This window comes from Pedobacter cryoconitis (assembly GCF_014200595.1).
Lineage (GTDB): Bacteria > Bacteroidota > Bacteroidia > Sphingobacteriales > Sphingobacteriaceae > Pedobacter > Pedobacter cryoconitis_C.
Genome location: NZ_JACHCG010000005.1, coordinates 396,676 through 418,181 on the forward strand (window position 1 = coordinate 396,676; position 21,506 = coordinate 418,181).

Annotated in this window: 23 protein-coding genes; 15 read left to right on the forward strand and 8 right to left on the reverse strand. The window is 39.6% G+C overall.

Annotated features, from left to right (window positions below; translation table 11 throughout):
- Window positions 1-6 precede the first annotated feature (6 nt).
- Complete coding sequence (locus HDE70_RS24220) at window positions 7-1,062, forward strand: nucleoid-associated protein (RefSeq protein ID WP_183869190.1); 1,056 nt, start codon at window positions 7-9, stop codon at window positions 1,060-1,062.
- A 3-nt stretch (window positions 1,063-1,065) separates the two neighbouring features.
- On the opposite strand, the gene HDE70_RS24225 is transcribed toward HDE70_RS24220, so the two are convergent.
- Entirely contained in the window at window positions 1,066-1,977 is a 912-nt protein-coding gene (locus HDE70_RS24225; protein WP_183869189.1) for a bestrophin family protein, read from the reverse strand.
- Window positions 1,978-2,060: 83 nt separating this feature from the next.
- On the reverse strand, window positions 2,061-3,248 hold the full coding sequence (locus HDE70_RS24230) for a class I SAM-dependent rRNA methyltransferase (RefSeq protein ID WP_183892076.1): 1,188 nt from the start codon (window positions 3,246-3,248) through the stop codon (window positions 2,061-2,063).
- Window positions 3,249-3,338: 90 nt separating this feature from the next.
- Between HDE70_RS24230 and HDE70_RS24235 the strand changes: the two genes are divergently transcribed.
- The 4 genes from HDE70_RS24235 (at window position 3,339) to HDE70_RS24250 (ending at window position 6,441) form a co-directional block, all read left to right on the forward strand.
- Window positions 3,339-3,674 (forward strand): tRNA-binding protein, encoded by a 336-nt coding sequence (locus tag HDE70_RS24235; RefSeq protein WP_111632849.1) that lies wholly within the window; start codon window positions 3,339-3,341, stop codon window positions 3,672-3,674.
- 5 nt (window positions 3,675-3,679) lie between these two features.
- Entirely contained in the window at window positions 3,680-4,153 is a 474-nt protein-coding gene (locus HDE70_RS24240; RefSeq protein ID WP_183892077.1) for a nucleoside deaminase, read from the forward strand.
- Between the two features lie 80 nt (window positions 4,154-4,233).
- Entirely contained in the window at window positions 4,234-4,839 is a 606-nt protein-coding gene (locus HDE70_RS24245; RefSeq protein ID WP_183892078.1) for a superoxide dismutase, read from the forward strand.
- A 135-nt stretch (window positions 4,840-4,974) separates the two neighbouring features.
- Window positions 4,975-6,441, forward strand: coding sequence for a serine hydrolase (locus tag HDE70_RS24250; RefSeq protein WP_183892079.1), 1,467 nt, complete (start codon window positions 4,975-4,977; stop codon window positions 6,439-6,441).
- 17 nt (window positions 6,442-6,458) lie between these two features.
- On the opposite strand, the gene HDE70_RS24255 is transcribed toward HDE70_RS24250, so the two are convergent.
- Window positions 6,459-7,391 carry a hydrogen peroxide-inducible genes activator gene (locus HDE70_RS24255; protein WP_183892080.1) on the reverse strand — a complete coding sequence of 311 codons (933 nt, stop codon included), beginning with the start codon at window positions 7,389-7,391 and terminating at the stop codon, window positions 6,459-6,461.
- 67 nt (window positions 7,392-7,458) lie between these two features.
- Window positions 7,459-8,388, reverse strand: a complete 930-nt coding sequence (locus HDE70_RS24260) for a GDP-L-fucose synthase family protein (RefSeq protein WP_183892081.1) — start codon at window positions 8,386-8,388, stop codon at window positions 7,459-7,461.
- A gap of 117 nt (window positions 8,389-8,505) precedes the next feature.
- Between HDE70_RS24260 and trmB the strand changes: the two genes are divergently transcribed.
- From trmB to polA, 6 genes are all read left to right on the forward strand, one after another.
- Window positions 8,506-9,156 carry a tRNA (guanosine(46)-N7)-methyltransferase TrmB gene (trmB, locus tag HDE70_RS24265; RefSeq protein WP_183869182.1) on the forward strand — a complete coding sequence of 217 codons (651 nt, stop codon included), beginning with the start codon at window positions 8,506-8,508 and terminating at the stop codon, window positions 9,154-9,156.
- Window positions 9,156-9,482, forward strand: a complete 327-nt coding sequence (locus HDE70_RS24270; RefSeq protein WP_183869181.1) for an MGMT family protein — start codon at window positions 9,156-9,158, stop codon at window positions 9,480-9,482. Before trmB ends, HDE70_RS24270 begins: the two co-directional genes overlap by 1 nt.
- A gap of 15 nt (window positions 9,483-9,497) precedes the next feature.
- Window positions 9,498-9,839, forward strand: a complete 342-nt coding sequence (locus HDE70_RS24275; protein ID WP_041882030.1) for a carboxymuconolactone decarboxylase family protein — start codon at window positions 9,498-9,500, stop codon at window positions 9,837-9,839.
- Window positions 9,840-9,847: 8 nt separating this feature from the next.
- Entirely contained in the window at window positions 9,848-10,411 is a 564-nt protein-coding gene (locus HDE70_RS24280; protein WP_183869180.1) for a DNA-3-methyladenine glycosylase I, read from the forward strand.
- Window positions 10,412-11,107, forward strand: a complete 696-nt coding sequence (locus tag HDE70_RS24285; RefSeq protein ID WP_183869179.1) for a type II CAAX prenyl endopeptidase Rce1 family protein — start codon at window positions 10,412-10,414, stop codon at window positions 11,105-11,107.
- Between the two features lie 107 nt (window positions 11,108-11,214).
- On the forward strand, window positions 11,215-14,028 hold the full coding sequence (gene polA, locus HDE70_RS24290; RefSeq protein WP_183892082.1) for a DNA polymerase I: 2,814 nt from the start codon (window positions 11,215-11,217) through the stop codon (window positions 14,026-14,028).
- A 67-nt stretch (window positions 14,029-14,095) separates the two neighbouring features.
- On the opposite strand, the gene HDE70_RS24295 is transcribed toward polA, so the two are convergent.
- The 4 genes from HDE70_RS24295 to HDE70_RS24310 form a co-directional block, all read right to left on the reverse strand.
- Window positions 14,096-14,773 (reverse strand): metal-dependent hydrolase, encoded by a 678-nt coding sequence (locus HDE70_RS24295; RefSeq protein WP_183892083.1) that lies wholly within the window; start codon window positions 14,771-14,773, stop codon window positions 14,096-14,098.
- 17 nt (window positions 14,774-14,790) lie between these two features.
- Window positions 14,791-15,096 carry a YbaB/EbfC family nucleoid-associated protein gene (locus HDE70_RS24300; RefSeq protein WP_111632860.1) on the reverse strand — a complete coding sequence of 102 codons (306 nt, stop codon included), beginning with the start codon at window positions 15,094-15,096 and terminating at the stop codon, window positions 14,791-14,793.
- A 102-nt stretch (window positions 15,097-15,198) separates the two neighbouring features.
- Window positions 15,199-16,275, reverse strand: coding sequence for an NADPH dehydrogenase NamA (gene namA, locus HDE70_RS24305; RefSeq protein ID WP_183892084.1), 1,077 nt, complete (start codon window positions 16,273-16,275; stop codon window positions 15,199-15,201).
- Window positions 16,276-16,393: 118 nt separating this feature from the next.
- Window positions 16,394-17,548, reverse strand: a complete 1,155-nt coding sequence (locus tag HDE70_RS24310; RefSeq protein ID WP_183870250.1) for a M28 family metallopeptidase — start codon at window positions 17,546-17,548, stop codon at window positions 16,394-16,396.
- Window positions 17,549-17,701: 153 nt separating this feature from the next.
- On the opposite strand from HDE70_RS24310, the gene HDE70_RS24315 reads away from it, so the two are divergent.
- From HDE70_RS24315 to argC, 4 genes are all read left to right on the forward strand, one after another.
- The gene (locus tag HDE70_RS24315; RefSeq protein ID WP_183892085.1) at window positions 17,702-18,136 is read left to right on the forward strand and encodes a hypothetical protein; all 435 of its coding nucleotides are present in this window, start codon (window positions 17,702-17,704) and stop codon (window positions 18,134-18,136) included.
- A gap of 429 nt (window positions 18,137-18,565) precedes the next feature.
- Entirely contained in the window at window positions 18,566-19,273 is a 708-nt protein-coding gene (locus HDE70_RS24320; protein WP_183892086.1) for a GNAT family N-acetyltransferase, read from the forward strand.
- Between the two features lie 78 nt (window positions 19,274-19,351).
- Window positions 19,352-20,545 (forward strand): argininosuccinate synthase, encoded by a 1,194-nt coding sequence (gene argG, locus HDE70_RS24325; RefSeq protein ID WP_183892087.1) that lies wholly within the window; start codon window positions 19,352-19,354, stop codon window positions 20,543-20,545.
- Window positions 20,535-21,506 (forward strand): N-acetyl-gamma-glutamyl-phosphate reductase, encoded by a 972-nt coding sequence (gene argC / locus HDE70_RS24330; RefSeq protein ID WP_183892088.1) that lies wholly within the window; start codon window positions 20,535-20,537, stop codon window positions 21,504-21,506. The genes argG and argC overlap by 11 nt, the downstream gene beginning before the upstream one ends.

Below are 21,506 nucleotides of genomic sequence, written 5' to 3' on the forward strand. Positions count from 1 at the left end.
GCGTATATGATTTATTTTCCAGAAGCGTCTCTGTCAGAGCTTTCTATACATAGGATTGGCAATAAAGCACAAGATGAGTTTTATGTATTGTCTGAAGCCTCCATGCAAATTCAGGATGAGCATTTGAAAAACGTGCTGATCCAGTATTTTTTAAGTCCTTATGAAAAAACAAATGAGATCTTTCGTTTTTTTCACCCGAACGATGACTTAAACCTGAATGAGGTTTATCATTTCGTGGAACAGGTATTTGAAAATGGAGAGCACTTTCACAAAAACAGTGAGCAGTTGGCAAAATATCTGTATGATACCTCTAATCATCCCAAAATTAAGGCTGGTGAGCTGTATGTGGCTTATTTTGAGAATGTACAGATAGAAGGTGAGCTGCATGATGCGATTGGTATTTTTAAATCGGAGACTAAAGAGACTTATTTGAAGGTTTCTCCTGAACAGGCTGGCTTTGCACTGAGTTATGAAGAAGATGCAATCAATATCAATAAGCTGGATAAGGGCTGCATTATTTTTAATACCGAGAAAGAAGAGGGGTACAAGGTTGCGGTTATCGATCAGACGAATAAAAGCAATGAGGCAGTTTACTGGAAAGATGAGTTTTTGAAGCTTAAGGTCAGAAATGATAATTACAATCAGACTAAGAACGTACTGGGCGTTTATAAAAGCTTTGTAACCGAAAAACTTGATCAGGAGTACGATATCACTAAAGCAGACAAGATAGATCTGCTGAACCGCTCTATGAAGTATTTCAAAGAGAAAGAAAGCTTTGATATGGATGAATTTTCTAACGAGGTAATCGGGAATAAGGAAGGGATCGAATCTTTCAAAAACTATAAAAAGAGTTATGAGGAAGAATTTGAAACGCCTATTGCTGATAGTTTTGATATCTCAGGTGCTGCGGTTAAAAAACAAGCTAAAGCTTTTAAAAGCGTGCTTAAACTGGATAAAAACTTCCATATCTATATTCATGGAAATAAAGAACTTATCGAAAAGGGCTTCGATGATGATAAATCCATGAATTACTACAAAGTTTATTTTAAAGAAGAAGAATAAGATTTACAAGATATATTCATCATTGATAGGCTTAACTGGCGCGGGAATTTTTTCTGCGCCAATCATTTCCAATAGATTGATTTCTATGGTTCTTGTAATCTGGTTTAGTGGCACTGAGGAAGAGTTGTTTTCGAAAGGATCGATCAGGCTCATTCCGTTGATCTGCGTAGATACAAAGACAAAACCAACCAGCCAGCCAATAAATATAGCCCATACACCTGCTTCATGACTCACTACTAAAGTCAGTGAAACCACAAATAACCAGATAAAGACTTTGGTGAAGTAATTATAAGTGGTCGGGAAAACTGTGTTTTTAATCCGTTCAGCTCTTCCCATATGATCGGAGAAATTAACCAGGAGCTTGTTCAGTTCCATGAAACGAAAACCATCAATCAGTCCATCTTTACTCAATTGTTGCAGATCTCTGGATTGCAGGGTTAAAATGGCATTGTGTACGTTACTGTGGAGATTGATTTCTTTCAGATCTGCCTCATCCAGGTATTGCTGATAATTTTCATCAACTGCATCTCTTAGTTTGGCTTTAAGGGCATAGAGAAAACCGATATGGCGGCGGACCATTCTGTCTTTTAAGGCTTTAAATTCCTGGTCGCTGGTTTCATTCTGGGAGATATAGGTGATTATACTTCTGGCCCATGACCTGGAATCATTGACTAATGAACCCCATATTTTGCGGGCTTCCCACCATCGGTCGTAAGCCTGGTTATTATTAAATCCAATAAAAAAAGCTATCGCGGTACCTAAAACGGTAGGAATGATAGCTGGGATCTCAAAGTTATGTTTAATCAGGAACGCTCTGGTCAGATACGCCCCTGTGCAGGAAAAGATCATGATAAGGTCTACTTGCCAGGTATTCCTTAGAATACGGCTTAACCGGATATTGTGTACTATTAGCATTCGGGAAATTTGCGTTTTGTCTAATCTACAAACAAAACGCAAATTTGTTTGCTACCCCTATGAATAAAATGCTTTTATTTCTATTATAATACCCTCAACAATAAACCTTTAAGATATTCTCCTTCTGGAAAGGAAATTCTCACCGGATGATCTTCTGGTTGGTGGAATTGTTTGATGATCTGTACTTCTCTGCCAGCATCCAATGCTGCCCAGGCAATAATCTGTTTGAAAGTTTCCAGATCAACAGCGCCTGAACAAGAGTAAGTAGCCAGGATACCGCCTTTTTTCAGCAATAGCATTCCCAATCTATTTAAGTCTTTATAAGCACGTGCAGCTCTGTCTAAAGCAGATCTTGAAGGGGCGTATTTTGGTGGATCAAGGACGATCACGTCAAATAGTTTTCCATCTTCTTTGAAAACGCGCAATTGTTTATTTACGTCAGACTGTACGCTGGTCTGCTGATGTTCCATGAAGTCGTTTAAACCAAGGTTATGTTTTAAGGTTTCCATAGCCAGTGCTGAACTATCTACACTGGTTACATGTTTAGCGCCATGTTTTAGGCTATTTAAAGTGAATCCGCCACTGTAGCAGAAGCAATCCAGTACTTCTTTGTCTTTAGTATAAGCAGCAAGGATTTCACGGTTATCACGCTGATCGCAGTAAAAACCAGATTTCTGTCCATCTGCAATATTGATATGGTAGCGAACGCCATTTTCTTTAACCTCGATAAATTCCGGTGGAGTTTCTCCCCAGAGTAAACCCTGTGAAACTTCAAGATTTTCGTGAGTACGTGCATTGGCATCACTTTTATCAAAGATCCCGACTGGATTTAATTCAGCAATTAAAATTTCAATCAGTTCTGCTTTAACATTCTCCATTCCTGCGCTCAGGATTTGTAAAGAAAGATAATCTGCATATTTGTCAACGATCAGTCCAGGCAGGTAATCGGCCTCACTAAATACCAAACGGCAGGTATTTGTCTGCTGATCGCTCAGTAAGTGTGCGCGGGAAGCAATTGCATCTTTCAATCTCACTTCATACCAGGCTTTATCAATAATGTTGTCTTCTTCCCATTCCAATAAACGCACTGCTACGCGTGACTGGCCGTTATAATAGCCATAAGCTAAGAAGGACTGGTCGGCTGCAAGAACCTTGATTACCTCTCCATTCAATGGATTACCTTTAACTTTATCTATAGCTCCTGAAAATACCCAGGGGTGTTTTTGGTGGACGGCTTTTTCTTTGCCTTTTTTAAGTACAACATCAATCATGTTACAAAGGTAACAAAAAGCAATAGTCAACATAGGGCATTATAAGCTGAAGATTCGTAATTTTATCGGTGTACAAATACGAGATCGGATATGGAACCTATTGACTGGAATGATTTTGAGAAGGTCGAATTAAGAGCAGGCACAATTTTAGAAGTCCTGGATTTCCCTGAAGCCCGAAAACCGGCTTATAAAGTTAAGGTGGATTTTGGCGAATATGGACAGAAAATGAGCAGTGCGCAGATCACCGCTCACTACACTAAAGAAGAGCTGGTCGGCAAACAAATTGTTGGTGTGGTTAACTTCCCTAAAAAGCAGATTGGCAAGTTTATGTCAGAGTTTCTGGTCACTGGATTTGCGGATGAAGATGGAAGTATTGTATTGACAACGCTATTGGGAAAAGTACCCAATGGCAGTAAATTGTGTTAAACTAAATGAGTTATTATAATTTTTCTGAAGAAAAGGATCTGCCACAAGAAGATGAACATTATATGCGTCTTGCTTTGCAGGAAGCACAAATAGCTTTTGATCAGGAGGAAATTCCGATTGGGGCAATAGTCGTTTGTAAGGGCAGGATCGTTGGACGCGGACATAACCTTACTGAGCAGTTAAATGATGTCACTGCGCATGCAGAGATGCAGGCGTTTACCGCAGCAAGTTTATCATTGGGAGGTAAGTATCTGAAGGATTGCACACTTTATGTAACTGTGGAACCTTGTGTGATGTGTGCTGGTGCGGCTTACTGGACGCAGATCAGCAGGATCGTTTATGGCGCTTCGGAAGAGAAGCGTGGATTTACGAGTAAAAATGCTAATTTGCTGCATCCAAAAACGATCACACAAAAAGGAGTGCTGGCACTGGAATGTGCGCAATTGATGAAGCGTTTCTTTGAGAACAAACGAGGGTAAATGACAAAATACTGAACAATACTTAACCTCGAATGTTATCTTTGTGGACCATTAATTTTTAAACTTAAATATACAATAATATGGCTTTTGAATTACCTGCGTTACCTTACGCAACAGATGCATTAGAACCGCATATCGATAAAACTACCATGGAAATTCACCATGATAAACATCACCAGGCTTATGTTACTAATTTAAATAAAGCTTTAGAAGGTAAACCTGAGGCTTCTCAAAGTCTGGAAGAAATCGTTAAACACATTTCTAAGTTTCCAGCAGTAGTAAGAAACAATGGTGGTGGTCACTTTAACCACTCTTTGTTCTGGGAAGTTATGGGCCACAATAAAGGTGGTGAGCCAACAGGTGAATTAGCTGACGCAATTAAAGCTGCTTTCGGTTCTTTCGCTGATTTCAAAACTAAATTCGCTGAAGCAGGTGCTACACGTTTTGGTTCTGGATGGGCCTGGTTAAGCGTTGGTGCTGACCGTAAATTAGTTGTTTCTTCTACACCTAATCAGGATAATCCATTAATGGATATTGCTGAAGTTAAAGGTACTCCAATCTTAGGAATGGATGTTTGGGAACATGCTTACTACTTAAAATATCAAAACAAACGTCCTGATTATATCGCTGCATTCTGGAATGTAGTAAACTGGGATGCAGTTGCTGAACGTTTCAAAAAAGCATAAGCTTTAAGAAATCTTGAATAAAAAGGGCATGACTTCGGTTGTGCCCTTTTTTAATTTAAATGTAAATCTATCGGTGTTTCCTGGAAACTAATTGTTATTTTGGTAAACGATATACTGAATAACAGCCGTAACTTTATGAAGTCTTTAATCCCCGTATTCCTTCTTATCCTCCCGCTTTTTAGTGTTGGGCAGCAAATAGACAAAGATCTGGTTAGGGAGGCTGACCGGCTGATTCCAGAGATGCTGGAAATTTATAAGGTTCCCGGGCTTTCCGTTGCGATTGTGAAAGAAAATCAGGTGATCCTTTGCAAAGGATATGGATTATCGAATGTCGTGAAGAACAGTCCTTTTGACAAGAATACACCGGGGATGCTCGCTTCTGCCACTAAGTTTTTTACTAACCTCAGCGTTCTTAAAGCGGTGGAAAATGGCATAGTTGATCTGGATTTACCTTTGAAAACTTATATTCCGGGGGTAAGGTCAGATTGGGGGGATATTCCTTTATGGCGATTACTGAATCTGACTTCGGGCATCCCTTCAACAGATAAAACTCCTTTTGCCCAAATGAATGAAGAGCAGCAAAGAAAGCTGACTTACCGTCAATACTTTGATTTGATTAAGGATATGCCACTGGATTTTCAGCCCGGTACAAACTGGCGTTATCAGCAAACTACTTTTGCCATGATGGCGATGATTATCTCTGAGAAAACAGGTAAATCCTGGCAGGATATTGTACAGCAAAGCGTTTTGGATCCGGCAGGGATGAAACATACGCATCATCTGGAACAAATTAGTAACCCTGCTGATTTACCGGTCAATTATGAAGTGACAGGCGGGAGACCGTTACCCGCAAAATTCTTCTACCCCCTTGTGCAAAGTACTGGTGCTGGCTACAATACTACAGCAAGCGATATGGCTAATCTTTTTCTGACACTCAATAGTGGTAAAATAGTTCCCCTGAAGCTGATTGAAAGAGAAGTATTCGCTAAGAACAGGATCTATATACAAGACTCTGTTACCAATGAGGGCTATAGTATCGCTTCAGAAATTGAGTCTTATGGAGATTTCCAGACTATGGGGCATCCTGGTGGGATGGGGATAGCCGTAATCCGCTATTCACCTGATCAAAAGATTGGTGTGGCAGTTTTGGCGAATGAAAAAAATACAAGGATAGCAACCCTTTTAACTGATAAATTGTTAAACAGTCTATTAGGAGGAATTCCGCTAAAAAAGCAGAAAACGACAGTTGCTTATGCCATAAGGAGGGCGTTGTCCAGAACTAAGCTTAATGTGGAGCAGCTTCATAAAGAACTGAGTAGCCATAAGGATACCTATGATTTTACAAATGCAGAATCGGGTCTGAATTCCCTTGGCTATAGTTTGCTCCGGGATCAGCATATGGAAGATGATGCGCTTAAAGTCTTTGCGTTAAACGCCTTGCAATTCCCGCAGTCTGCTAATGTATATGACAGTCTCGGTGAATTATACTTAAAAATGGGGAATAAAAAACTGGCGATCATTAATTATGAAAAATGCCTCTCACTTAACTCAAAAAGCGAGACGGCATTAAAGGCACTTAAAGAACTCAAATCAGGCAATTAATTCAGGATAATGATGCGCTAAATTCCTACAATATCTTTTTTCTTTTTCTGCTTCATTGCTTTTGGGATGACCGCTAAGATCTCTTCTTTAAGCGCGTTCAGCATTCTTTTCTTGATATAGTTCTTGTGGGTTACTAAACTGATCTCACGAACTGGTTCAGGAGACTTAAATGTCCTTACTTTACTGAGTTGTTTAGGGGTTAATTCTGCTAAAGCCAGTTCAGGCAATAATGTAGCGCCATTATTCATGTCTACCATGCGGATCAATGTTTCTACACTTCCGGTGTTATAAGTCAAACCCTGTAAGCGATTATCTTTAGTCGATCTGCAAATATTAAGGACCTGAGAACGCATACAGTGACCTTCATTCAGCAACCAGATATTTTCATCTTCCAGATCGTTTGCATCGATGTTTTTCTTCTTAAAGAGTTTACTGTTTTTGCTGATATAGGTCACGAAATTCTCGTAGTACATCGGCATTTCTGTGATTGAATTATCACCAAGCGGAGTCGCTAATATTCCGCAGTCCAGTACACCTGTTTTAAGATGATGAATGATATCTTCGGTCGTATATTCCCAGATCAATAGCTTTAATTCAGGGTATTTTTCCATCATTGCAGCAATTACCTGTGGCAATAAGTAGGGAGCTACGGTAGGGATGATACCTACTTTAAGTTCGCCAACGATATCCTGCTGCTGACTGCTGATGATTTCTTTGACTTTTTGGCTTTCCTGAAGAATCAGGCGGGCCTGCTCAATAATCTGAGAGCCGATTTCTGTAGGGATAACAGGTTGTTTACTTCTGTCAAATATTTTAACATTCAACATTTCTTCCAGCTTCTGCACCTGCATACTCAGCGTTGGCTGGGTCACAAAGCACTTTTCGGCTGCGCCAACAAAGCTTCTGTATGTATCTACTGCTACAATATATTCTAGTTGAACTAAGGTCATATAGCTAAAGTTTATTTTCTTTTACAAATGTATAAACTTTAGTTATATGACGGCCAGCTAAAATTGACTAAATATGTTTAGCCAGAAAGTCCTGGTAAGCCAGGTGGATTCCTTGTTCCAGTTCCACCTGATGTTTCCATCCAAGGCTATGTAATTTCGATACATCCATTAATTTGCGGGGTGTACCATCTGGTTTTGTGCTGTCAAAAGTAAGTGCACCTTCAAATCCGGTTACTTTTTTGACCAGCAGTGCCAGATCTTTTATAGTTAAGTCCTCTCCGGTACCAATATTGATCAGGTGAGGTTCATTATAATTCTGCATTAAGAAATAACAGGCATTGGCCAGATCATCCGCAAATAAGAATTCGCGCATTGGTGAGCCTGATCCCCAGATCACGACTTCTGGTGTCCCGTTAACTTTTGCCTCATGAAACTTGCGGATTAACGCAGGCAGTACATGAGAGTTTTGAGGATGGTAATTGTCATTGTAACCATATAAGTTAGTCGGCATCACAGAAATAAAATTACAATTGTATTGTGCACGGTAAGCATCACATAATTTGATACCTGCTATTTTAGCAATTGCATAAGGTTCATTGGTTTCTTCCAGCAAACCTGTTAAAAGATATTCCTCTTTCAAAGGCTGCGGAGCTAATTTCGGATAGATACAGCTTGAACCCAGGAACATCAGTTTTTTGACACCTGTTTCATAAGCCTGATGAATTACATTATTCTGGATTGATAAATTCTCATAGAGAAAATCAGCTCTGTAAGTGTTATTAGCGATAATACCGCCTACTTTTGCGGCAGCAAGAAATACATAATCAGGTTTCTCTGCTGCAAAAAAGTCTGTTACAGCCTGCTGATTACGCAAGTCTAACTCTGAAGAAGTCCGGGTAACCAGGTTTGTATAACCTTCACTCAGCAATTTACGGTGAATAGCTGATCCTACCATCCCACGATGGCCTGCGATATAAATTTTTGCGCTCTTTTCCAATTTGTTCTGAAGTAATGTTCTTACAAAAATACGAATTACAGCCGAGCATAACCACCCATCTAAAATTAAACAGACGCTGAAAAGATTAAATTGTATTTTTGCATAAAAAAAATAATAGTGGGTAAAGATAAGTTAAGGAAATTTGCTGAAATTGATACCTTCCCGAATGTCTATCAGATGGAGGAAGGAATGGCGCTTCAAGGCAAATGGGCATCGCAGCATTTTAAAAATGACAATCCGGTAGTACTGGAACTGGCTTGTGGTAAAGGAGAATATTCAGTTAATATGGCTAAATTTTTCCCGGAGAAGAATTTTATAGGCATAGATTTAAAAGGGAACCGCATCTGGAGAGGGGCGAGAACCGGAGTAGATGAAAACATCAATAACCTGGCATTTTTAAGGATACAGATTGAGGATATTGCAGGCTATTTTGGTGAAAACGAAGTGGATGAGATCTGGATTACTTTTCCTGATCCGCAGCCGCAAGACAGCAGAGAAAAGAAGAGATTAACTTTTCCAGGCTTCCTGAACAAGTATAAAGGCTTTTTAAAACCAGGGGGTAAGATTAATTTAAAGACCGACAATGACGGTTTATATGCTTATACCGTTGAAAAAGTGGAAGAATTAAATCTGCCATGTTATAAAAAGACAGATCATTTATATACTTCAGAATTCTATGATGAGGTATTAAAGATCAAAACGCACTACGAAAGAATTTATTTAAAACAAGATAAAAATATAAATTACATCCAATTCTCTCTTGACTAATGGAACAATCATTTTATGAGCAGGTTTATGAAGTAGTGAGGTTAATCCCAAAAGGGAGAGTAACCTCTTACGGCGCAATTGCGAAAGCTCTTGGAGCTGGAAAATCTTCCCGTTTGGTAGGTTATGCAATGAACAATGCTCATGATGCATTACCTCCTATACCAGCGCACCGGGTCGTAAACCATAAAGGATTACTGACCGGGAAATTTCATTTTCCCACTCCGGAGCTGATGCAGGAATTATTAGAAAACGAAGGACTGGTGATCGAGCAGGATAAGATAAAGGACTTTAAAACCCATTTTTGGGACCCGGCATTGGAGCTGTAATTATTTAAATATTATATGGGCAAATTAGTAGAAGAATTTAATGACTACCGTTCAAAGATGAACGACAGGATCATGGAAACTGCCAACACAAACATCAAGCGTTTCTTTGCACTGGATACCACAACGTATGCTGCCGGAGCACTGGATGTAAAAAGCAAAGAAATGATGGGCCTGGTAGCTTCTATGGTTTTGCGTTGTGATGATTGTATCAAATATCATTTGGAAAAATGTTTTGATGCAGGCGTGAACGATGCAGAAATTAATGAAGTATTCATGATCGCAAACCTGGTTGGCGGTTCTATTGTTATCCCGCATTACCGCCGTGCGGTAGAGTATTGGGATGAATTAAGCATGTAATAGAGCACATGAGCGCAGAAGTGAAAAGATGTGGCTGGTGTGGAACCGACCCTTTGTATATAAAATATCATGACGAAGAATGGGGTAAGCCTGTTTATGATGATCATGTTTTATTTGAATTCCTGATTCTGGAAGGCGCACAGGCTGGTTTAAGCTGGATTACGATTCTGCGCAGACGAGAAGGTTATCGTGCGGCATTTGCTGATTTCGATGTACAAAAGGTTGCCGCTTTTACGCAGGCCGATGCAGAACGGTTAATGAATGATACCGGGATTATCAGAAATAAGCTCAAAGTCAATTCTGCCATTAAAAATGCACAGCTTTTTATAGCAATACAAAAGGAGTTCGGCTCTTTCTCCAACTATATCTGGGGATTTTTGCCAGACCGGAAACCTGTTGTCAATCGTTTCAAATCTCTGGCGGAGGTTCCGGCAAGAACAGAAATATCTGACGCGATTAGTGGCGACATGAAAAAACGGGGTTTCAAGTTTTTCGGAACAACAATTTGTTATGCTCATATGCAGGCTACAGGAATGGTTAATGATCATATTGAGGGCTGTATTGCACGCTAAATGCTGGAGCTGGTTTCTGATTTAACAAATTACCTGAAGCGTCCTTATCTGATCAGGATTCCTGCAAAGGCAGATAAGCCAATTAGCTTGTTATTAAAGTTAGCTTTTATCTGTATCGTAGTGGGTATTGGCTGCGGAATGTTAATGGGAATATTAATCGGGCTGAAGCTGATTCCTGATCCTGGACCATCCGTAATTGACCATAAAAAGATGTCAAAGATTGTACTCTTTGCAATGGCTGTAATTTGGGCCCCTTTATCTGAAGAACTTCTTTTCAGAGCGCAGTTGAGGCGTTTTACGGCTAGCATTGCTTTTATAGCATTTATCTGTGGTGCATTTTTAAGCGTTATAGTTCAAACAAACTGGGCTTTTCTGATCAGTCCTTTTATTTTTATCATTTTATACCTGGTCTACCGGTATAATCTGGCCCGGAGCATCACTTTAAAGTTTGAATTCTGGGAGCGGATTTTTCCGTGGCATTTTCACCTGACCGCGATTTGTTTTGCGCTGGTACATCTCAGTAACTATGAGAAAGGGATCAGCCTGTTACCTTTGGGGATATTGTACACTTTACCTCAGCTGGCTGTAGCTCTTGTTTTGGGTTACACCCGGATGAATTACGGGCTTAAATATTCCATTATACTTCATGCCATGTATAATTTCTTTCCTGTACTTTTATTTATCTCCAAATACTAAAAATAATCGCAAATTAGGTTAGCTCATCTTCAGATGTTAACTTTGGGCAGATAACCTGTGAAGTAGCTGGCAGGGTTCAATATTGATAAAAATATAAATATATACTAATGAAGAAACTTTTCCTGCTTGACGGTATGGCGTTGATCTACAGAGCGCATTTTGCATTAAGTAAAAGCCCTAGATTTACCTCTACCGGTATCAACACCTCCGCAGTAATGGGCTTTGCCAATACTTTAATGGAAGTCCTGAAAAAGGAAAAACCAAGTCATATCGCGGTAGTATTTGATACAGATGCACCTACGGAAAGACACACTGATTTTGTTGCTTATAAGGCACACCGGGAAAGTATGCCAGAAGATTTATCTGCTGCTTTACCTTATATCTTTAAACTGATTGAAGGCTTTAACATTCCTGTAATTACCAAGGATGGTTTTGAAGCAGATGATATTATAGGGACGCTGGCTAAAGAAGCCGAAAAAGCAGGGTTCACTGTTTTTTGTATGACACCTGATAAAGATTTCGCGCAGTTGGTTTCTGATAATATCTTTATCTATAAACCAGCAAGAATGGGCAATGAGATGGAAATCATTGGTGTTCCTGAAGTACTTGCAAAATGGGAAATAGAAAACGTATTACAGGTTATTGATATCCTTGGTTTATGGGGAGATGCAGTTGATAATATTCCTGGAATCCCTGGAATAGGCGAAAAAACTGCGAAACTGCTGATCAAACAATACGGTTCCATGGAGAACATTATTGCCAATGCGGAACAGTTGAAAGGTAAGCAGCGCGAAAACGTGATTGCATTTGCCGATCAGGGAATGATCTCTAAAAAATTAGCAACGATTATCCTGAATGTTCCAGTTGAATTTGATGAACAGTCTTTATTGTTAGAAGAGCCTAGCAGAGAATTATTAGAGCCTCTTTTTGCGGAATTAGAGTTTCGTACTTTAGGTAAACGCGTATTTGGAGACGGTTTCAGTATCGGGGATGCGAAAGCAAACGTATCACAGCAAACTGATTTATTTGGTAATGCAGTGGACGAACCTGTCAGCAAAGCGAAACCCTTTGAACAATTACCAAACTTATTTGAACAGCCTCCGGTAGGAAAAACAATTGCAGATACTAAACCTGATTATCAGCTGGTAGATACCGCGGAGAAAAGAAAAGTATTAATTGATTTATTGCTTCAGCAGGAAAGTATCTCATTTGATACTGAAACAACCGGAATAGATGCGAACAGAGCAGAACTGGTTGGGCTGTCTTTCTGTATTGAAGCTGGAAAAGCATGGTATATTCCTATTTCGGCAGATCAGGCAGAAGCGCAGGCGGTTGTTGATGAATTCAGACCGGTATTGGAGAATGAAAAAATAGGTAAGACGGGACAGAATATTAAATACGATATTTTAGTGCTTAAATGGTATGGTGTAGATATCAGAGGGAAATTATTTGATACGATGCTGGCACATTACCTGATTGACCCTGATACACGTCACAATATGGATGTACTATCGGAAAACTATTTAGGATACACACCAATCTCTATTACTACGTTAATTGGCCCCAAAGGAAAGAATCAGGGAACAATGAGAGATGTACCTGTAGAAAGTGTGGTTGATTACGCAGCAGAAGATGCTGATGTGACTTTACAGCTTGCCCATGTTTTCAGGCCAATATTGAAAGACCTGAACGCAGAAGAGCTGATCACCAATATCGAAAACCCACTGGTTTATGTTCTTGCGGATATGGAGAAGGAGGGGGTTAGAATTGATATGGAAACTTTGATCAGCTATTCTAAAGATCTGGAAGTTGATATCCGCAGGTTTGAGCAAAGTGTTTATGATAAAGCGGGTGTCGTATTCAACCTGGCTTCCCCAAAACAATTGGGTGAAGTTCTTTTTGATAAGTTGAAACTTGATCCTAAAGCAAAGAAAACAAAAACAGGCCAATATCAAACTGGAGAAGATGTTTTATCGGCTCTGGCACATAAAAGTGATATTGTAAAAGATATTCTTGATTTCCGTCAGCTGCAAAAGTTAAAATCAACTTATGTAGATGCACTTCCTTTATTGGTTAATCCAAAAACAGGCCGTGTACATACCAGTTACAACCAGGCAGTAGCAGCTACGGGAAGATTAAGCTCAAATAATCCGAACCTTCAGAATATTCCTATCCGTACAGAACGTGGCAGGGAAGTCCGTAAGGCATTTATTGCAAGAGATGCGGATCATGTATTGCTTTCGGCGGATTATTCGCAGATAGAGCTTCGTATTATTGCTGATATCAGTAAGGAAGAAAATATGCTGGATGCTTTTAGTAAAGGAATTGATATCCATACGGCAACGGCAGCTAAAGTTTACGGAATCACCATTGAGGAAGTTGATTCTACGCAGCGCCGGAATGCGAAAGCAGTAAACTTTGGTATTATTTACGGACAGTCTGCTTTTGGGTTATCTCAGAACCTGGGTATACCAAGAAAAGAGGCTGCGGAAATGATCGAGCAATATTTTGCACAATATCCGGGTATCAAAAGATATATGACGGATACCATGAACTTTGCACGTGAAAATGGCTTTGTAGAAACGATGATGGGCAGAAGAAGATATTTAAGAGATATCAATTCGGCTAATCAGACGGTCCGTGGTTTTGCAGAACGAAATGCAATTAATGCTCCGATACAGGGATCTGCGGCTGATATGATTAAGATCGCAATGATTCATATTCATCAGGATATTAAGGACCAGAAGTTACAGTCCAAAATGACTATGCAGGTGCATGATGAGTTGGTGTTTGATGTGTTGAAATCGGAAGTTGATGCGATGAAGAAAATTATCACACACCGGATGAAGAATGCCATCAAAACAACTGTACCGATTGAAATCGAAATCGGCGAAGGGAATACCTGGCTGGAAGCACATTAAGAACTTTAATTATATAAAAAGGCCGCTGTTTTCTGAAAACAGCGGCCTTTTTATGCAATAACTTGTTTTAAAGCTGAATTGTTTCTCCTATTTCCGGTAACAACAATACTTTACCTTCTCTCTTGAATTTCTCAACTGCATCCTTTGTATCAATCTCAATTGCCGGGAAAGTGTTATAATGAACACCGATCACGTTGCTGCAATTAATGTATTTAGTGGAAATTAAAGCGTCATCCACATCCATCGTGTAATTACCACCAATCGGCAGTATTGCATAATCTAAACTGTATAGCTCAGCAAGAATCTTCATGTCAAGATTCAACGAAGTATCACCTGCATAATAGATTGTTTTACCCCCGGTTTCCAGTACGAATCCCGCAGGATTTCCACCATAGCTGCCATCAGGCATTGAACTTGAATGTGTAGCCCAGACCATACGTAATTTTCCAAAGTCAAATTTCGCAGCACCGTAATTCATTTGGTGGATATTAGTCAGGCCTTGTTTTTCTGCCCATGCAGCAACCTCAGGCATTGCAATAATCACTGCACCGGTTTGTTTTCCTAAAAGAACAAGGTCGGCCACATGGTCACCATGTCCATGACTTACCAAAATATAATCAGCCTCAATTTTTGAAATATCAACTGCTGAAGCCAGCGCATTGGGTGTAATAAATGGATCAAATAGAAACTTCTTTCCATCAGCTTCTAAAAGAAAGCAGGATTGTCCGTAATAGGTGTATTTCATCTTTATGTGTTTTAATATTATTGGCCGAACATGCCGCCTAAGCCACCAAGCATATCCTGGGTTGCAGCTTGCATTTCGGTCGCATTCACAGTTTCTGCTTGTTGCAGCACTTTATTGATTGCAGTTAAAAGTAGTTCCTCTACTTCTTCTTTATCAGCTTGTTTAAAGAACTCTTCATCGATTTCTATAGCTGTAATTGTTTTATTCGCCGTTGAAGTTACTTTGATTGCACCACTTTCAACTTCTGCCTGAACGTAAACAGTATCCAGACGTTTTTTTATTTCTTCAGCTTTTTGCTGAGCAGCCATTAATTTATCGAACATAATTATCTTGTTTTATGAAAGAACAAAATTAAAACAAATTGGTTTAGAAACAGCTTAAAAATGGAAGCATCTTATTTTTGAAATAGGGGTGCAAATAACTGTTTAGCTCTTTTTTCTGGGTTTGGCGCGCACATATTGATCCGGCCATTTGATTTCATCTTCCAATTCAAAAGCAGCATGTAATGGGAAATAAGGATCTCTTAAGAGTTCTCTCGCTAAAATAATCAGATCGGCTTTTCCTTCCTGAAGAATCTCTTCTGCGTGTTTTGCTTCAGTAATTAAGCCAACTGCGCCAGTTAACACACCTGTTTCTTTCCGGATTGAAGCAGAAAACTGTACTTGGTAACCTGGAAAAAGAGGGATTTCCTGGTAGTGGATATTTCCGCCAGATGAACAGTCAATCAGGTCTACGTCCTTTGTTTTAAGAATAGCAGACAATTGAATTGAATCTTCAGGTGACCATCCTTTTTCAGCCCAGTCAGTAGCAGAAATGCGGACAAATAAAGGTTTTTCAGAAGTCCATACTTCACGTACGATGTCTACTACTTCCAGTAAAAGACGTATCCTGTTTTCAAAGCTTCCACCATATTCATCTGTACGTTTGTTGCTGAGCGGAGAGAAAAACTGGTGAAACAGATAACCGTGGGCTGCATGGAGTTCTATCACCTGATATCCTGCCTCAATACTTCTTAGCGTCGCTGATTTAAAATCGGCTTTTATTTTTTCGATATCACTTCCGGTTAAAGCGATCGGAGGTTCATCATGGTCATTAAAAGGGATTGCGCTCGGCGCAACAGTTTTCCATCCTCCATCTTTCTCCAGAATTTGCTTACCACCATTCCATGGCACATCAAAACTTGCCTTTCTGCCAGCGTGAGCCAGCTGAATACCAGCTATAGCGCCCTGCTGATGAATAAAAGAAGTGATTCGTTTGAGTACAGGAACGTGGCCATCAGACCAGATTCCTAAATCACCCGGTGAAATTCTTCCGATCGGAGAAACAGCAGTTGCTTCCTGAATGATCAAAGCGGCTCCGCCAACTGCACGGCTGCCTAAATGAACTAAATGCCAATCATTAGCGTAACCATCTTCTGCGGAATACTGGCACATTGGGGAAATGACAATCCTGTTTTTCAGGCTGATGTTTTTTATAGTTAGTGGAGATAGTAAAATTGACATCGATGTATATATTTATTAGCAAATAAACGATCACAGTGTCAATTTGTTAGTTTGGAAATTGACACAATTAAAGATATGACAGAAAATCGATAATGAACAAAGGAATAGTGGCCTGTTGTTAAGAGGATTTCATCAATGCACCATTAAATTTTACAAATAACTTAAATAAGTCGGCAAACTCCGTTAAAGGCAGTGTTGCAGGTATATCTTCCACATCGTGATAAGCGCTTACGCCTCCCTGAGTGTAGATGAAGAAAGCTGGGACACCTTTTTCAGTAAAGAAATAATGATCGCTGTTGGCCGCTTTATTCCGGGGGGTAATTTTGCTGAGGTAATGATACTGATCGTTGATTTTATTCAGCAAAGAGAATTCTTTCGGAAGGATAGTCGCATTCACTACAGTAATTCCTTTTTCTCCTGTTCCTACCATATCTACATTGATCAGGAACCTGATATTGGATAGTGGGACAGGGGGGAAGGTCGTAAAGTAAGAAGAACCTTTAAGTCCTGGCTCTTCACCGGCAAAACAAACGAAAGCAATGGTATAAGGTGCTGGATTTTTGGCATAATACTTCGCCAGGTTTAATAAAAGCGCTATTCCACTGGCATTGTCATTGGCTCCCGGAAAAAATGTGTGTTCTCCCATGCCGCCCAAATGATCGTAATGAGCGGTTAACATGAGTATGGAGTCTGGATGTTTCGTCCCTTTGACCACGCCGCAGATATTGCTGGTTATAAATTCAGGAATAACTTCATTGTCGATGTCTACGTGAATGGAGTCAGGTTTGGCTGTCAATGCTTTTTTATTGATTTCAAGAACGGTATAGTCATTTGCCTTCTGTGCGACGCTCCAGGTCAGCTTATCTTTAAGTACGACAAACATCCGCTGGGCGCGGTTCATGTAAATACTGTCTTTTTGTTCCAGTTTCATCAGACCATGCAGGCCTTGGCTTGCAGGTTCAATAATGAAATCCTTACCAGGAATCAGCTTTTTTCCATTCACTGTTACGTCCATTTTTCCGGGAAAAGTATTCACAGGGTAAGAGAAATTCTGTCTGTAATCATTTCCTTCCATCGGTTTGAGGCCTGCCTTTTTAAATTCATCACAAAGGTAAACCGCGGCCTTTGCCATTCCGTCTTTGGTATAACCTCTTCCCCAGAAATCGGGAGCAGCCAATTTGTTTATCGTTTTTCTGGCTGCGCGTAAATCCTGTGCAGAGGTTATTGAGGTAAATGAAAGGAGTAAAAAAAGCAGGAAAAGGAGTCTTTTCATAAAAAGGGGTATTAGCTATCAGGATAAACGTACAAATAAATAAAGATCTTGCATTTTAGCGGTACAATCTGAATTTAAAATAGATTTGCGGGATTATAACTTTGTTGATTAACTTAGGTGATACATTTGTAAATGTTGTTTAAAATCGAAATAATGAAAGTTACTAAATCTCTGTTTGTATTTGCGATGAGCTTTATATTGCTAGTGATACAAGGATGTGATAGCAGAGAGAAAAGGGTAGTCCGTACCTCTTATCTTGCGATTAAAGGAGCAGATACAGCTATTCTGAAACTGGTAATTACAGGAACACAATTTACAGGACAGTATGAAGTAAACTATCATGGCAGTTTTAAAGATTCCGGAGATGTAAAGGGCGCTATCAAAGGTGATACTTTAATCGGGGATTATCATTTTCAGCATTATGGTCTTGAAAAATGGCTGAGGGGGCCAATAGCTTTATTGAAGAAAGATGGAAGGCTGATTTTGGGAACAGGTACGCTGGAGAGCTACATGGACATAAATTATTTTAAAAAAGGCGCACCGATTGACTATAGTGCACCTAAATTTATATTCCGAAACACCTATTAGTTAACCTCCTGGTTTTTCATAGCTTTCTCTCCTGAAATTTAACGAAAATTTAATCTTTATTATCAACAGATATCACGTATTTTTGAGCGGTGACCTCATGAGGTCCAAGGAGTTGATTAAATGTAAAAAAATAAAAAACCTGTTGCACAACTCGAAATTTATTTAAACCTTTACACTATTAATATTTTAAAGCGGGAATTATACAGAAAATGATCAAACAGATAATACATAAACTTTCAATCGTAACAGCAAAGAACATTGCTGCGAGAAGTTTATATATTGAACGTCTGGAGCCTGTCATTTATGTAACAACCAGCCGGCAAAATTATACACCCCGTATTTGAGTTAATTCTAACTCAATCCTGAGAATTTTATAGCTCCTCAGAACCAATTAATAAGAATATTTTATCTTTTTTTCGTTAACTATTAATGAATATAAACGATTTTATAGTGCAGGTTGCACTTCCTGAACATCGTGTTTTTGCAGAAGAAATCTGTGAAGAAATGGCTGAATCTGCTAAGGCACGAGGTACAGGTATCGCTAAACGCTCGCCTGAATATGTTGCAGGAAAGATGACTGAAGGTAAATCAGTTATTGCTTTCCACAAAGACGGCTCCTGGGCTGGGTTCTGTTATATTGAAACATGGAGCCATGGCCAGTTTGTGGCCAATTCAGGTTTGGTAGTCAGTCCTAAATACAGAAAAATGGGGCTTGCGCATACCATTAAAAACAAAATCTTCGAATTATCACGTCAGAAATATCCTAAAGCCAAGATCTTCGGATTAACGACAGGGCTTGCTGTGATGAAAATCAATTCCGACCTGGGTTATGAGCCTGTCACCTATTCAGAACTTTCACAAGATGAAGAATTCTGGAAAGGCTGTCAAAGCTGCGTAAACTTTGAGATTCTGAAAAGCAAAGACCGTAAAAACTGTATGTGTACAGCGATGCTTTACGATCCTGCAACGCAGAAACATGATGTAGCAAAGAAATTTGCCGAAGAGTTAGAGCGCAAACCTAAATTATACGAGCGTTTTATGCGCATTAAACAAAGATTAGTGCTAAAGCCCAAACCATCGGATGACAAAGGAAGCTTAAAATCATTCTTATACCAATCAGTCCTATTTTTTAAATAATAACAACTAAAACGGTTATGGAGGCTGACAGCGAAAAAACGCAAACAGGCTTCATCACCACAAAAACACACATTGCTCATGAAAAAGAAAGTAGTTTTAGCTTTTAGCGGAGGTTTAGATACTTCATTTTGCTGTATTCACCTGGCACAGGACCGTGGACTGGAAGTTCATTCGGTTATTGTTAATACAGGTGGTTTTTCTGATGAAGAATTACAGGAAATCGAAAAAAGAGCTTACGCTTTAGGAGTGGCCTCTCATGCTGTAGTTGACGAGACTGCAAATTATTACGAGGGCTGCATTAAGTACCTGGTATTTGGTAATGTATTGAAAAATGCAACTTATCCGCTTTCTGTAAGTGCTGAGCGCGTAAGCCAGGCTACTGCAATAGCAAACTATGTTAAAAAAATAGGTGCTGATTATGTAGCACATGGAAGTACTGGTGCTGGTAATGATCAGGTACGTTTTGATATGATCTTTAATATTATCATTCCTAACGTAGAGATCATCACACCAATCAGAGATTTGAAATTATCCCGCGAAGCGGAAATAGAATATTTAAGTAAACACGGAGTTGAATATAGTGCTGAAAAAGCAAGATATTCTATCAACAAAGGTTTATGGGGTACATCAGTAGGAGGAAAAGAAACTTTAACTTCTAACGAGACTCTACCAGAAGAAGCATGGCCAACACAGGTTTCTGAAACTGAGAGCCGTAAAATCGAACTTACTTTTGAAAAAGGGGAATTGGTTGCCTTAGATGGTGAGCAATTAGAACCAGTCAAAGCAATCCAGAAATTACAGGCAATCGCACAGCCTTATGGTATCGGTCGTGATATCCATGTGGGAGATACAATTATTGGAATCAAAGGACGTGTAGGTTTTGAGGCAGCAGCTCCAATGGTAATTATCAAAGCACACCATACTTTAGAAAAACATACTTTAACTAAATGGCAGTTGTCATGGAAAGAGCAATTAGCTTCTTTTTATGGAAACTGGCTGCATGAAGGTCAATTCCATGATCCGATTATGCGTAATATCGAAGCTTTCCTTGCAGACACACAAAGTACTGTGAGCGGAAAAGTATTTGTAGAGTTATTGCCTTACCGATTCCAGATTATCGGTATCGAGTCTGAGCATGATCTGATGAGCAATAAATTCGGCAGCTACGGAGAAATGAACAATGCATGGAGTGGTGAGGACGTTAAAGGGTTCTCTAAAATTTTTGGTAACCAGGTTATGATCTGGCATAAAGTGAACGGAAATGAAGATTAAAGCAGGTATAGTTGGCGGTGCCGGGTATACCGGTGGTGAAATGCTGCGCCTGTTAGTGAATCATGATGGCGTAGAAATCGTATTTGTACACAGCAACAGTAATGGTGGAAATCTGATCTCAGACGTTCATACTGATCTTTTAGGAGATACTGACCTGCGTTTTACGGATGAACTTTCTTCTGCTATAGACGTACTTTTTTTATGCGTAGGCCATGGCGATGCAAAGAAATTCCTGGTTGCAAACCCTATTGCAGCTGGTATTAAAATAATAGACCTGAGCCAGGACTTCAGATTAGCTGAAGCTGCGGGGCAGGACTGGGTTTACGGTTTACCTGAACTAAACAGAGAACGTATTCAATCGGCAAACTTTATTGCGAATCCGGGTTGCTTTGCAACTTGTATCCAATTGGCTTTATTGCCACTGGCAGCAAAAGGTTTATTGAAAAGTGAAGTTCATATCAATGCAACAACTGGTTCAACAGGTGCAGGACAAAGCCTTGCGGCAACTTCTCATTTTAGCTGGCGTAACAATAACCTGTCTGTTTATAAGGCTTTTGAACATCAGCATCTGAATGAAATCGGACAAAGTCTTTTACAGCTGGATGATGATTTTAATCAGGAGCTGAACTTCATCCCGCAACGCGGAGACTTTACCAGAGGTATCCTTGCTGCGGTTTATCTGGAAAGCGATTTAACAGCTGAACAGGCACAAAAGCTTTATGAAGACTATTATAGCGGACATCCTTTTACACATGTCAGTCAAAAAAATATTGATCTTAAACAGGTCGTGAATACGAATAAGGGTTTGGTACATGTAGAAAAACATGGCAACAAATTATTAATAATCAGTATGATCGATAATCTGTTAAAAGGAGCAAGCGGACAGGCGGTACAGAATATGAATTTGATGTTTGGCTTAGACGAACGGCAAGGGTTGAAACTTAAAGCAGCTGCTTTTTAA

What these genes read in the sequence shown, in the direction of transcription:
- HDE70_RS24220 (WP_183869190.1), top strand. Translation starts at nt 7, where the DNA reads ATGATTTATTTTCCAGAAGCGTCTCTGTCAGAGCTTTCTATACATAGG.
- HDE70_RS24225 (WP_183869189.1), bottom strand. Translation starts at nt 1,977, where the DNA reads ATGCTAATAGTACACAATATCCGGTTAAGCCGTATTCTAAGGAATACC.
- HDE70_RS24230 (WP_183892076.1), bottom strand. Translation starts at nt 3,248, where the DNA reads ATGATTGATGTTGTACTTAAAAAAGGCAAAGAAAAAGCCGTCCACCAA.
- HDE70_RS24235 (WP_111632849.1), top strand. Translation starts at nt 3,339, where the DNA reads ATGGAACCTATTGACTGGAATGATTTTGAGAAGGTCGAATTAAGAGCA.
- HDE70_RS24240 (WP_183892077.1), top strand. Translation starts at nt 3,680, where the DNA reads ATGAGTTATTATAATTTTTCTGAAGAAAAGGATCTGCCACAAGAAGAT.
- HDE70_RS24245 (WP_183892078.1), top strand. Translation starts at nt 4,234, where the DNA reads ATGGCTTTTGAATTACCTGCGTTACCTTACGCAACAGATGCATTAGAA.
- HDE70_RS24250 (WP_183892079.1), top strand. Translation starts at nt 4,975, where the DNA reads ATGAAGTCTTTAATCCCCGTATTCCTTCTTATCCTCCCGCTTTTTAGT.
- HDE70_RS24255 (WP_183892080.1), bottom strand. Translation starts at nt 7,391, where the DNA reads ATGACCTTAGTTCAACTAGAATATATTGTAGCAGTAGATACATACAGA.
- HDE70_RS24270 (WP_183869181.1), top strand. Translation starts at nt 9,156, where the DNA reads ATGGAACAATCATTTTATGAGCAGGTTTATGAAGTAGTGAGGTTAATC.
- HDE70_RS24275 (WP_041882030.1), top strand. Translation starts at nt 9,498, where the DNA reads ATGGGCAAATTAGTAGAAGAATTTAATGACTACCGTTCAAAGATGAAC.
- HDE70_RS24280 (WP_183869180.1), top strand. Translation starts at nt 9,848, where the DNA reads ATGAGCGCAGAAGTGAAAAGATGTGGCTGGTGTGGAACCGACCCTTTG.
- HDE70_RS24285 (WP_183869179.1), top strand. Translation starts at nt 10,412, where the DNA reads ATGCTGGAGCTGGTTTCTGATTTAACAAATTACCTGAAGCGTCCTTAT.
- polA (WP_183892082.1), top strand. Translation starts at nt 11,215, where the DNA reads ATGAAGAAACTTTTCCTGCTTGACGGTATGGCGTTGATCTACAGAGCG.
- HDE70_RS24295 (WP_183892083.1), bottom strand. Translation starts at nt 14,773, where the DNA reads ATGAAATACACCTATTACGGACAATCCTGCTTTCTTTTAGAAGCTGAT.
- HDE70_RS24300 (WP_111632860.1), bottom strand. Translation starts at nt 15,096, where the DNA reads ATGTTCGATAAATTAATGGCTGCTCAGCAAAAAGCTGAAGAAATAAAA.
- namA (WP_183892084.1), bottom strand. Translation starts at nt 16,275, where the DNA reads ATGTCAATTTTACTATCTCCACTAACTATAAAAAACATCAGCCTGAAA.
- HDE70_RS24310 (WP_183870250.1), bottom strand. Translation starts at nt 17,548, where the DNA reads ATGAAAAGACTCCTTTTCCTGCTTTTTTTACTCCTTTCATTTACCTCA.
- HDE70_RS24315 (WP_183892085.1), top strand. Translation starts at nt 17,702, where the DNA reads ATGAAAGTTACTAAATCTCTGTTTGTATTTGCGATGAGCTTTATATTG.
- HDE70_RS24320 (WP_183892086.1), top strand. Translation starts at nt 18,566, where the DNA reads ATGAATATAAACGATTTTATAGTGCAGGTTGCACTTCCTGAACATCGT.
- argG (WP_183892087.1), top strand. Translation starts at nt 19,352, where the DNA reads ATGAAAAAGAAAGTAGTTTTAGCTTTTAGCGGAGGTTTAGATACTTCA.
- argC (WP_183892088.1), top strand. Translation starts at nt 20,535, where the DNA reads ATGAAGATTAAAGCAGGTATAGTTGGCGGTGCCGGGTATACCGGTGGT.